This window comes from Bradyrhizobium sp. CCBAU 45389 (assembly GCF_028128625.1).
Taxonomy (GTDB): Bacteria; Pseudomonadota; Alphaproteobacteria; order Rhizobiales; family Xanthobacteraceae; genus Bradyrhizobium; species Bradyrhizobium liaoningense_B.
The window spans coordinates 649,131-660,916 of sequence record NZ_LBIY01000002.1 but is presented as its reverse complement, the minus strand read 5'-3'; the positions used below and the strand labels follow the sequence as shown (position 1 = coordinate 660,916).

The following is an 11,786-nucleotide window of genomic DNA, read 5'->3' as shown; positions in this document are numbered from 1 at the left end:
GGCTCGCGCCGGATTGCTGTTGCGTTTTCAAGCGCAGCCGGCTCGCCGCGGCAGCTCCCACGTGTCGGCGAGACGCGGTGGACGTTGCACGGCCAGGCAGCGGTACGATGATAAATTGAGCAGCCCAACTCAAAAGCGCAGCAACTGCGGCTAATCGAATAGGGCAGCGGAACTGTCGCGACTTGGGTTGCCGGCCACGATGCGCTGCATCATCTCGATGAAGAGCGCCTGTTCCCGCTCGCTGAGATCGCCGAGCGTCGCACGATGCGCCCGCCGTGCCGCGCCCTCGATCTTGACCAGCAGCGCGGCGCCGGTCGGCGTCAGGCGGCACAACCGCGCGCGGCGATCGTCCTTGTTGACCGCGCGCTCGACCAGGTTCCGTGCGGCGAGCCGCTTCAAGGCACCGGTCGTCGTTGTGCGATCCAGGGCGATATCGGCCGCCAAAGTGGTCTGATCGGCGGTTTCGCGCACCGCCAGCGCCGAGAGCAGGCTGTATTGCAGCGGCGTGACCTCGAATTCGCCGCAGGCGTCCTGAAACAGCGCGACGTGAATCTGGTGCAGCCGCCGGATCAGATAGCCGGGGCGTTGCGACAATGGCCAGGGGCGGTGCTTGCCCCCGCTGCGACTTTTCCTGGCTTGCCGCAATGCACGCTCTCCCAACCCAAAACCCTGCCGCGCTTAGCTCGATTCGAGCGCGGCTGCCACCGCCTGATCATGGCATGATGCTTGCTTTTGTCAAAATACGAAGCATACTTCGTATTCAAATGCGAAGCATGCTTCTTAATTCGAGGGCGGTGCAACCGCCTGCGCGAGATCAAGGAGAGCGCCATGTCCGTTACTGCCAGCTTCGACCTTCTGCTGCGCGGCGGTCGCGTGATCTGCCCCGCATCGGGCGTGGACGGCATCAAGGACGTCGCTATCCGCGGCGGCAAGATCGCGGCGGTTGCGGCGGACATCCTGCCGACCAGCGCGAAGGAGGTCGTCGACGTCGGCGGCAAGCTAGTGCTGCCCGGGCTGATCGACACCCACGCCCATGTCTATCAATATGTCTCGGGCCGGTTCGGCATGAACCCCGACATGGTCGGCGTGCAGTCGGGCGTGACGACGCTGGTCGACCAGGGCGGCCCGTCCTGCATGACGCTGCCGGGCTTTCGTCATTTCATTGCCGAGCCCTCAGCCTCGCGCGTCTACGCTTTCCTCTCCGCCTATCTCGTCGGCGGCCTCGAGGGACATTTCTATCCGCAGCTCTACAGCCCCGACGGCGTCGACGTCGACGCCACCGTGAAGTCGGCGACGGCCAATCTCGACATCGTGCGCGGCATCAAGGCTCATGCCGAGATCGGCGGCTTTGCGCGCTGGGGCATCCGCGTCATCGAGATGGCGGCGGAGATCGGCAAGCGCGCCGACCTGCCGGTCTATGTGCATTTCGGCCAGCTCTGGGGCCTGCCCGAGAGCGGCGCCAATGGCGAGGATGCCGACACCATTCTCACCCGCGTGATCCCGCTCTTGCGCGAGGGCGACATTCTCGCCCATCCCTTCACGCGCCACCCCGGCGGTTTCGTCAATCGTGAGGGCGAGGTGCACCCGGTAATCCAGGCCGCGCTCGACCGCGGCCTGAAGGTCGATGTCGGCCACGGCAGCCATTTCTCCTACCGGCTCGCCAAGAAGGCGATCGCCGCCGGCATCATTCCGACCACGCTGGGCGCCGACATCCACGGCTACAACACCCACGTGCCCGCGCCGGCGGGAACGCCCGACCAGCACGAGGACGAGGAGAACCATCCGTTTGCAGGGCAGGCCAAGTTCAGCTTGGTGCAGGCGATGAGCTCGATGATGGCGCTCGGCCTGTCGCTGGAGCAGGTGGTGCCGATGGTCACCTCCAATCCGGCAAAAATGCTCGGCCGCAGCGGGGAGATCGGCGCGCTCAAGGTCGGCATGGATGCCGACGTCTCTGTGCTCGCCGAGAAGAACGGCCGCTTCGTCCTGAAGGACAATGAGAAGAACGAAGTGATCGCCGAGCGTCTGCTGCAGCCGGCCTTCTGCCTGCGCGCCGGCACGCGCTTCGACGCGGTCGCGCCGATCCTGCCGCAAGCCGTCGCGGCGTAAGGCCCGGCGGTGAAGGAGGGCGCGGAGTTGCGCAACGAGCGGGAATTTCCTTCGGGCCAATCCGGGCAGGGGGTGGGCGCACGGCTGCCGCGGAAGGAGGACGACCGCCTGATGCGCGGCCGCGGCCGTTATGTCGGCGACGTCAGGCTCGCCGGCCTTCAGGACGTTGCCTTCGTGCGCAGCCCGGTGGCGCATGCACGCATCCGCGGCATCCACGTGCCTGAACGTCATCGCGGTCGTGTGTTCACGGCGGCGGATCTCGTCGGCATCAAGCCGATCCGCGCGGTGTCTGGACTACCGGGCTTCAAGATCTCGGAGCAGCCGGTGCTGGCGACCGGCAAGGTGCGGCAGGTCGGCGAGCTCGTCGCGATGTGCCTCGCGCCGACGCGGGCCGAGGCGGAGGACGTTGCGGCCTCCGTGACGCTCGATCTGGAGGAGCTGCCGGCGATCACCGACATGCTGAAGGCGCGCGAGCCTGATACGGCGCTGGTGCACGAGCACTGGGGCGACAACGTCTTCCTCGAAACCAACTATGAGGTCGACATTTCCGCCGCGCTCGATGCGCCGATCAAGGTGACGCGCGAGATCTCGACCGCGCGGCAATGCATGTCGCCGCTGGAAGGCCGCGGCGTGGTCGCGACCTTCGATTCCCGGCTCGACCAGCTGACGCTGCATTCGGCGGCGCAGATGCCGCACATCACCCGCAGCGGCCTTGCCGAGTGCCTCGGCATGGAGGAGGGCCAGATCCGCGTCATCTCGCCCGATGTCGGCGGCGGGTTCGGCCACAAGGGCATTCTGCTGCCCGAAGAGGTCTGCCTGTCCTGGCTGACGATGCGCTGCGGCCATCCCGTGCGCTGGCTCGAGGACCGCCGCGAGCATCTCGTCGCCAGCTCCAATTGCCGCGAGCACCACTACAAGATCACGGTCTATGCCGACCGCGACGGCAGCTTGCGCGGCATCGACTGCGAAGCGACCGTGGATTCCGGCGCCTACTCGTCCTATCCGTTCTCGGCCTGCTTGGAGGCCGCGCAGGTCGCGAGCATTTTGCCGGGCCCCTACAAGATGCCGGCCTATCGCTGCCGCACCTTCTCGGTCGCCACCAATAAATGCCCGATCCTGCCTTATCGCGGCGTCGCGCGCACCGGTGTCTGCTTCGCGCTGGAATTGATGCTCGACCTCGTGGCGGCCGAAGCCGGCCTCGAACCCGGCGAGGTGCGGCTGCGCAATCTGGTGCGCCCCGAACAGATGCCGTTCGACAACATCACGAAGAAGCACTTCGACAGCGGCGATTATCCGGAAGCGATGCGCCGCGCGCTTGCTGCGATCGACATCGACGCGATCCGCGCCAAGCAAGAGCAAGGCGGGACCGACGGCCGCCGCATCGGCGTCGGCGTCTCCATCTATTGCGAGCAGGCCGCGCATGGCACCTCGGTCTATTCCGGCTGGGGCATTCCGATGGTACCGGGCCACGAGCAGGCCTCGGCGCGGCTGACGCCGGACGGCGGCCTCGAGCTGCGTGTCGGCGTGCATTCGCACGGGCAGGGCATGGAGACCACGCTCGCCCAGGTCGCGCACGAAATTCTCGGCGTCGATGTCGCAAAGATCCGCATCATCCTCGGCGACACCGCGATGACGCCCTATTCGACCGGCACGTGGGGCTCGCGCTCGATGGTGATGGCCGGCGGTGCGGTCGCGACCGCCTGCCGCGAGCTCGGCGAACGCGCCCGGCGCATCGGCGCCAAGCTGTTGCAGCACGATCCGGCTTCGGTGGTGTTGCAGAACGGCGAGGTGCGCGGTATCAACGGCAGCGTCAGCCTGAAGGCGATCGCCCACACCTGGTATCGCCGTCCGCAGGACCTGCCGGCTGACGTCGATCCCGGCGGGCTGGAGGTCACGCAGGGCTACAAGCCCGTGCGCGACAGCGGCACCTTCAGCTATGCCGCCCATGCCGCCGTGATCGCCGTCGATCCTGATCTCGGCGAGGTGGAAATCCTCGACTACGTGATCGTCGAGGACGGCGGCGTTCTCGTAAATCCGCTGGTCGTCGACGGCCAGATCTATGGTGGCCTCGCGCAGGGCATCGGCACCGCGCTCTACGAGGAAATGCCGTTCGACACCTCCGGCCAGCCGCTGGCGACGACGCTCGCCGACTATCTGCTGCCGGGCCCGACCGAGGTTCCGGCCGCCCGCCTCGATCACATGGAGACGCCGTCGCCCTATACGCAGTTCGGCGTGAAGGGTATCGGCGAGGGCGGTGCGATCGCCCCGCCCGCCGCGATAGCCAACGCCGTCAACGATGCCTTGCGCCCGCTCGGCGTCGAGCTGATGCAGTCGCCGATCACGCCGCACCGGATCGTCGCGGCGGTGCTGGCCGCGCGCGCGACGAAAAGGAGCGCGGCATGAAACCGGCGCCCTTCGCTTACGAACGCCCGCGCGATCTCGATGCCGCGCTGTCGATGCTGGCCGCAAGCCACGGATCGGCAAAGATTATCGCCGGCGGCCAGTCGCTCGGTCCGATGCTCAATCTGCGGCTGGTGCAGCCGGAGCTGATCGTCGACATCTCCGGCCTTGCCGAGCTCAAGCGCGCCGAGATTTCCGGCGGCGAGCTCGTGCTCGGCGCCTTGGTCACCCATGCCGACATCGAGGACGGCCGCACGGCCGACGTGACCCGCGGCGCGATGCGTTCTGTTGCGGCGAACATTGCCTATCGCGCGGTGCGCAACCGCGGCACCATCGGCGGCTCGCTCAGCCACGCTGATCCCGCTGCGGACTGGATCTCGGCCTTGGCAGCGCTAGGCGCGCGGGTGACGCTGCGCAGCCTGGCCGGCGCGCGATCCATGGTTGTCGAAGCGTTTGTCGTGGGTGCGCTGGAATCCGCGCTCCATGCCGGCGAGATCGTCGAAGCGGTCCATGTGCCGACGCGCGCGACGTCGGCGCATTGGGGCTACGCCAAGAGCTGCCGCAAGACCGGTGAGTTCGCCCATGCCATCGGTGCGGCGCTGGTCGATCCCACGGCTGCGACTGCTCGCGTCGTGATCGGTGCAATCGATACCGCGCCGATCGTCCTGACCGATGCGGCCGAGCTGTTCGGCGGCCGGATCGCGGCCGACTACAAGCAGCGTTTTGACGTCCGTGTCGCCGACGCTCTTCTGACGAAAGCCGGCATCGACGACGCCGCGCAGCGCCACATCCATGTCAGCGTGTTGAAGCGCGCCGTCCAGGAGGCCGCGGCATGACCACGATCGCGCTTCAGGTCAATCGCCGCGCCGTGGAGCTGTCTGCCGAGCCGCGCACAAGCCTGGCCGACTTCGTCCGCGACAAGCTCGATCTCACCGGCACACATCTCGGCTGCGAGCACGGTGTCTGCGGCGCCTGCACCGTGCTGCTCGACGGCGTGCCGGCGCGCTCCTGCATCACCTATGCGGTGGCCTGCGCGGGCGCCGATGTCACCACGATCGAAGGCCTCGACGAGGACGAGATCACGACCGAGCTGCGCGCCGCCTTCACCCGCGAGCATGCGCTGCAGTGTGGCTATTGCACGCCCGGCATGCTGGTCTCGGCGCGCGACCTCGTGCTGCGCCTGCCCGACGCCGACGAGCGCCGCATCCGCGTCGGCCTCAGCGGCAATCTCTGCCGCTGCACCGGCTATGTCGGCATCGTGCGTGCCGTGCAGTCCGTGATCGCGGCAAGGCGCGGGCGCAACGTCGCGCCGCTGGCCGATGGCGGCCGGACCAGTCTCGGCCCTGCGGGATCGGGGCGCGCTGCACCCGGCGGAAGCGAGTTGCGGCCTGCGCAGCAGGCGCCGGCCCCGGCCTCGGAGAGTGCCGCACCGGGCAGCATCCCCGACTTCATTCCGGCAACCGTACTCGACCAGCGCTTCACGCTGCTGCACGCGCCGGCAAAGGTGTTCGCGATGTTCGACGACATCGCAGGCATCGCGGCCTGCCTTCCCGGCGTATCGCTGAAATCACCGCCGAGGGCGGAGCGGGTGGAAGGGGTGATCCGCGTCAGGCTCGGGCCGATCGCCGCGGCGTTTGAGGGCGCCGCCCGCGTCGAGCGCGATCCCGCAACACTCTCGGGGCGCATCGTCGGCATCGGCACCGACCCGCGCAGTCATTCGGCGACGCAAGGCGAGATCCGTTACCGTCTGCTGCCGCTCGAAGACGGCGCGGCGACCGCCGTCGAACTGTCGATCGGCTACACGCTCACGGGAATGCTCGCCCAGGTCGGTCGTCCTGGCCTGGTGCGCGATCTCGCCAGGCGTCTGGTCACGGACTTCGCCGCCAATCTCGACCGCCACATGTCCGGAGCGCCGTCGCGGCCGGGGACGCCGGCGGAGCTCAGCTTCTGGTCGATTGCATCGGGCGTTCTGCGCGCACGGATCGCCCGCATGCTCGGCCGCCGGAGCGGGGCGGGGTGATCGGTGCTTGCGCATCGGGAAGTGACGAAGCCTGGACTGCCATAACAATCAACAGCGTGGGATTTGGAGAGACAACATGACACGAACACTCGGACTAGTCAGGACAATCGCGCTGACGACGGCCTTGTTCGGCGGCGCCGCAGGGGCGCAGACCATCAAGATCGGCGTCAACGAGCCGCTCACCGGCGCGTTCGCTGCGTCAGGCACTTACGTCGTCAACGGCGCCAAGATCGCCGCCGACGAGATCAACGCCAAGGGCGGCATCCTCGGCAAGAAGATCGAGCTCGTCATCGAGGACAACAAGAGCAACCCGACGGAAGCGGCCGCCGTCGCCGAAAAGCTCATAACCAGCGACAAGGTGCCGGTGCTGATGGGCGCCTGGGGCTCGAGCCTGACGCTCGCGGTGATGCCGAAGCTGATGGAATACGAGACACCGATGGTGGTGGAGACCTCGTCTTCCGGCAAGATCACGACGACGGGTAACCCCTTCATCTTCCGTATCTCGCCGCCCTCGGCGGTCGAGGCGGCCGCGTTCAAGGGCATTGTCGACAAGCTCGCGCTGAAGAAGGTGGACTTCCTCGTCATCAACAACGACTGGGGCCGCGGCACCGCCGAGGATTTCAGCAAGATGATGAAGGACAAGGGTATCACCATCGGCCTGGTCGAGACCATGGACCAGGGCGCGCAGGACATGAGCGCGCAGCTCTCCAAGATCAAGAGCTCGGATTCCGAGACGGTGATCGTCACGACCGCGGTCGACCAGCTCACGCTGATCTTCAAGCAGGCCGCCGCGCTGGGCTTGAAGAAGCGGATCATCACCACCGGCGGCTCGCAGAACCCGGACCAGATCATCGCCCAGGCGGGCGCCGCGGCCAACGGCACCATGCATCTGACGACGTTCCTGCCCTGGTTCCCGGACAAGACGCCGAACCCGGAAGCGACCAACTATTTCATCACGGAATGGAAGAAGCGCGGCTTCGAGTTCGCCGGCTGCACCGAGAGTTTTCGCGGTTATGACGGCATCCGCACGGCGGCTGCGGCGATCGAGAAAGCGGGCAAGGCCGAACCCGCGGCGATCAAGGCGGCGCTCTGGAACATCAACATCAAGGGGCTGAACGGCGACATCGTGTTCCGCAAGTCCGGCCCCGAGGGCAAGGAGAGCGGGCAGAGCCAGCCGAACGTCTATCTCATCGAGATCAACGACGGCAAGGTCGAGATGAAGACGCTCTAAACCATTGGAGGGGCGAGGGCGGCATATCGCCGCTCTCGCCGCACTACGTAGGCCTATCGCAGATGAAGAAGAACGTGGCGGGCATCTTGCCTGCGGCCCATCCTTCGAGACGCCCGCCTACGGCGGGCCCTCAGGATGAGGTCGCGTTCTGCGGCGAGATATCAGACCCTCATGGTGAGGAGCCCGCCAAAGCGGGCGTCTCGAACCATGCAGGCCGAGGTCATCCGTCACCCTCCTACAGTCATATGCGATAGCCCAAACTTACTACGAGTCATTCGGAAACAACCTTGAGCGAATTCCTCCAGCATCTGGTCAACATGCTCGTGCTCGGCGGCACCTATGCGCTGCTGGGCATCGGGCTGACCTTGATCTTCGGCATCATGAACGTCGTGAATTTTACGCACGGCGTGCTCTACACGTTCGGTGCCTACATCATGTTCATCGTGGTGCAGCAGCTCGGGCTGAACTTCTTCCTTGCGCTGCCCGTGGCGGTGCTGGCGGGATGGCTGCTGGGTGCGGCGATCGAGCTGACATTGCTGCGACCGCTGCGCGGCTCCGACATCGATACGACCATGCTGGTCATGATCGGCGCCTGGATCGCGATGCAGTCGGGCACGCTATGGATCTGGGGCGGCGTCGCCAAATCGGTGGCAACGCCGTTTCCGGAGGCGCCGCTGGTGCTCGGGCCGGTGTCGGTGTCCTGGCTGCGCCTGTTCGTGCTCGCTGCGGCGGCAATGTTGATCCTGGTGACGTATCTTCTGATCAACAGGACCAGCCTCGGCCGCGCGATGCGCGCGACCTTCCAGGACCACGACACGGCCTCGCTGATGGGCGTCAATGTCGACATGATCTACACCTCGACCTTCGCGATCGGCTCCAGCCTGGCCGCCGCCGCCGGCGCGCTGCTCGGGCCGGTCTATGTGATCTTCCCGCAGATGGGCGATCTCGCCGCGGTGAAGGCCTTCGCCATCGTCATCCTCGGCGGTCTCGGCAACATCACGGGCGCGGTGATCGGCGGCTTCATCCTGGCGCTCGCCGAAGAGCTCGGCGCCGGCTACGTCTCGTCGGGCTACCGCGACGCCATGGGCTTTCTGATCATCATCGCGGTTCTCATCTTCAAGCCGACCGGCCTGTTCGCGCGCGCGGAGCGCGTCGGATGAGGGCGATCATCACCATTCTCGCCGTCGCCGCGCTCGCCTCGGTGCCGCTTTGGCTGCGCGATCCTTACCTCCTCAACGCGCTGATCACGACCGGCATCTTCGTCATCGGCGCAATGAGCCTCAATCTGCTGCTCGGCTTCACCGGCCAGCTCAGCCTCGGCCACATCGCCTTCTTCGGCATCGGCGCCTATGTCAGCGCGCTGACATCGCTCGGCTTCGACATCGGCCTGCCCGGAGGTTTCCGTCTGGTCCACGCGCCGTGGCCGCCCATCGTCGGCTTCGTGCTCGCGATCCTGGTCGCCGGATTGTGCGGCTATTTCGTCGGACTGCTCTCGTTCCGTGTCCGCGGCGCCTATTTCGTCATTGTCACGATCTCCTTTGCCGAGGTCGTGCGGCTGGTCGCGCTGAACTGGGTCGAGCTGACGCAGGGACCGCTGGCGCTGACCAATATTCCCTCCATCGCACTGCCATTGCCGGGCATTGGTGAGCTGACGCTGCGGACCAAGATGCAGAACTACTACCTCGTTCTGGTCGTCGCGCTCATCGCCTATCTCCTGATCGCGCGGCTCGTTCATTCCCATTTCGGCCGTTCCATGCGCGGATTGATGGAAAATGAAACGCTCGCCGTCTCCGTCGGCATCGATGTGACCAGGACGCTGACGATCGCAGCGGTGATCTCGGCCGCCATCGCGGGGGCGGCCGGCAGCCTCTATGCGCATTACATCCGGATCATCGATCCCGAAGTGTTCGCCTTCATCAACACCGTCACCATGGTGATCATGGTCATCAGCGGCGGCAAGGGCTCGCTCGCGGGGCCCGTCGTCGGCGGCCTGATCTTCGGGCTGCTGCCGGTGGCGCTGCGTCCGGTGATGGCACCGGAAGCGCAATGGATCGCGTATGGCGGCGTGTTGATGGCCATCCTGTTCGTGCTGCCGCGCGGCATCGTGCCCTCGCTGGCGCAGCGATTGACAAGGCGCAGGAGTGACACGACGGCGCTGGCGCCGGTCGCTCTCACTGAGACCGGTGCCAAGGAGCCGGCGTGATGACCGCACGCAGCATTGCCATGACCATCGATCAGGTTGCCGTCCGCTTCGGCGGGCTGGTCGCGATCTCCGACATGAGCTTTACGGTCGGGGAGGGCGAGATCGTCAGCCTGATCGGCCCGAACGGCGCCGGCAAGACCACCGCCTTCAACGTCATGACCGGCTTCCTGACGCCGAGCGCGGGCCGCGTCACCTATCAGGGCACGACGCTCACCGGATTGAAGCCGCACGAGATCGCCGATCTCGGCCTGATCCGCACCTTCCAGCGCACCAGCGTGTTTCCCAATGATACCGTCTACGACAACCTCCTGATCGGCCTGCATCGTCAGGGCCGGGTCCGGCTGCTCGACGCCATCCTCGGTCTGCCGGGTGCGCGTGCCTCGGAGCGCCGCTTACGGCAGCGCGCGAGCGAGCTGCTCGAATGGGTCGGCCTCGAACGCCGCGCGCACGATGCGGCCGGCTCGCTCTCCTATGGCGAGCAGCGCCTCGTCGGCGTCGCGCTGGCGCTCGCGGCGGAGCCGTCAATGCTGCTGCTGGACGAGCCCGTCTCCGGCATGAACGCCTCGGAAACGCACCGCTTCGTCGAGCTGATCCGCAGCATTCGCGACCGCGGCATCACGATTTTGCTGGTCGAGCACGACATGCCCATGGTGATGACGGTCTCGGACCGCATCGTGGTGCTCAACTATGGCCGTATCATCGCGGAAGGCACGCCTGATGTGATCCGCAACGATCCGGCCGTGATCGAAGCCTATCTCGGACATGGAGCGGGACGTGCTTGAGATCCGCGACATGGTCTGCGGCTATGGCGGCGTCACCGCGCTGCGCGGCATCTCGCTCGACGTGAAGGCCGGGCAGCTGGTCGCCCTGATCGGCGCCAATGGCGCCGGCAAGAGCACGACGCTACGCGCGATTTCCGGCCTGGTGCCGCCGCGCTCCGGGCAGATGAAGTTCGAGGGCATCGACATCACCGGGGCGCGGCCGCCGCGCGTGCTGGCCAGCGGCATTGCGCATTGTCCGGAAGGGCGGCGCGTGTTCCCGCATATGAGCGTCGAGGAGAATCTCGACATGGGGGCATACCTTCGTCGTGGTTCGGGCGAGATCGCGGCTGATCGCGATCGCATCTACACGGAATTCCCGCGGCTCGCCGAGCGGCGGCGGCAGGCCGCGGGCACGCTGTCCGGCGGCGAGCAGCAGATGCTGGCGATCGGCCGCGCGCTGATGTCGCGGCCGCGGCTGATCATGTTCGACGAGCCCTCGCTCGGCCTTGCGCCCAACATCGTCGAGCGCACCTTTGCGATCATCCGCGGCATCCGCGATGCCGGCACCACGGTGCTGCTGGTGGAGCAGAACGCGTTTGCCGCGCTCGAGATGTGCGACCACGCCTATCTGCTCGAGAACGGCCGCATCGTACTGTCCGGTGCCGGCGCCGAGCTGATCGAGAACGAGCATGTGCGGAAAGCCTATCTCGGTGGATGATGCGGCCGGGTGGATTGCCGTCTGCGATCTCGACCGGCTGAAGCGCGAGGCGATCGTCCGCGTTCCCGGGTGCGACCTGCTCGTGATCTGGAACGAGGGCGATGTTGTCGTTTGCGAACGTGCGTGCCCGCACGAACAGGCGGATCTTGCCTTGGGGCGGGTGACGGCGGGGCGGCTGCATTGCCCGCGTCATGCGGCATCGTTCGATTTGCGCGACGGAGCGATCACCGCGGGATGGCCAAGCCCGCCGTTACGGCTCCATCCGGTGCGGATCACGAGCGGGCAAATCTGGATTGAGGCGGAGCAGCGGCAACCGGGGCGATGATGGCATCATGCTCCTGTTTTGC

At 66.6% G+C, this 11,786-nt stretch carries 11 protein-coding genes; 10 read left to right on the top strand and 1 reads right to left on the bottom strand.

What is annotated here, in order from left to right; all coding sequences use genetic code 11:
* Positions 1-150: 150 nt before the first annotated feature.
* The gene (locus XH79_RS02840; RefSeq protein WP_245003949.1) at positions 151-645 is read right to left on the bottom strand and encodes a MarR family winged helix-turn-helix transcriptional regulator; all 495 of its coding nucleotides are present in this window, start codon (positions 643-645) and stop codon (positions 151-153) included.
* Between the two features lie 183 nt (positions 646-828).
* Here XH79_RS02840 and XH79_RS02835 point away from each other — a divergent pair, with 183 nt between their 5' ends.
* The 10 genes from XH79_RS02835 (at position 829) to XH79_RS02790 (ending at position 11,764) form a co-directional block, all read left to right on the top strand.
* Positions 829-2,106: an amidohydrolase/deacetylase family metallohydrolase gene (locus XH79_RS02835; protein ID WP_271580568.1), complete on the top strand. Its 1,278-nt coding sequence runs from the start codon at positions 829-831 to the stop codon at positions 2,104-2,106.
* A gap of 9 nt (positions 2,107-2,115) precedes the next feature.
* Positions 2,116-4,509, top strand: coding sequence for a xanthine dehydrogenase family protein molybdopterin-binding subunit (locus XH79_RS02830; RefSeq protein WP_271580567.1), 2,394 nt, complete (start codon positions 2,116-2,118; stop codon positions 4,507-4,509).
* Complete coding sequence (locus XH79_RS02825) at positions 4,506-5,342, top strand: FAD binding domain-containing protein (RefSeq protein WP_212344565.1); 837 nt, start codon at positions 4,506-4,508, stop codon at positions 5,340-5,342. The genes XH79_RS02830 and XH79_RS02825 overlap by 4 nt, the downstream gene beginning before the upstream one ends.
* Entirely contained in the window at positions 5,339-6,526 is a 1,188-nt protein-coding gene (locus tag XH79_RS02820; RefSeq protein ID WP_271580566.1) for a xanthine dehydrogenase family Fe-S subunit, read from the top strand. The genes XH79_RS02825 and XH79_RS02820 overlap by 4 nt, the downstream gene beginning before the upstream one ends.
* A 76-nt stretch (positions 6,527-6,602) precedes the next feature.
* The gene (locus XH79_RS02815) at positions 6,603-7,757 is read left to right on the top strand and encodes an ABC transporter substrate-binding protein (RefSeq protein ID WP_212344569.1); all 1,155 of its coding nucleotides are present in this window, start codon (positions 6,603-6,605) and stop codon (positions 7,755-7,757) included.
* 287 nt (positions 7,758-8,044) lie between these two features.
* Positions 8,045-8,917, top strand: coding sequence for a branched-chain amino acid ABC transporter permease (locus XH79_RS02810; RefSeq protein WP_271580565.1), 873 nt, complete (start codon positions 8,045-8,047; stop codon positions 8,915-8,917).
* A complete protein-coding gene (locus tag XH79_RS02805) occupies positions 8,914-9,960 on the top strand; it encodes a branched-chain amino acid ABC transporter permease (protein WP_271580564.1) in 1,047 nt (348 codons plus the stop codon). The genes XH79_RS02810 and XH79_RS02805 overlap by 4 nt, the downstream gene beginning before the upstream one ends.
* Positions 9,960-10,742 carry an ABC transporter ATP-binding protein gene (locus XH79_RS02800; RefSeq protein ID WP_271580563.1) on the top strand — a complete coding sequence of 261 codons (783 nt, stop codon included), beginning with the start codon at positions 9,960-9,962 and terminating at the stop codon, positions 10,740-10,742. Before XH79_RS02805 ends, XH79_RS02800 begins: the two co-directional genes overlap by 1 nt.
* A complete protein-coding gene (locus XH79_RS02795) occupies positions 10,735-11,439 on the top strand; it encodes an ABC transporter ATP-binding protein (protein ID WP_271580562.1) in 705 nt (234 codons plus the stop codon). Before XH79_RS02800 ends, XH79_RS02795 begins: the two co-directional genes overlap by 8 nt.
* Positions 11,432-11,764, top strand: coding sequence for a Rieske (2Fe-2S) protein (locus XH79_RS02790; RefSeq protein WP_333938755.1), 333 nt, complete (start codon positions 11,432-11,434; stop codon positions 11,762-11,764). Before XH79_RS02795 ends, XH79_RS02790 begins: the two co-directional genes overlap by 8 nt.
* Positions 11,765-11,786: the final 22 nt, after the last annotated feature.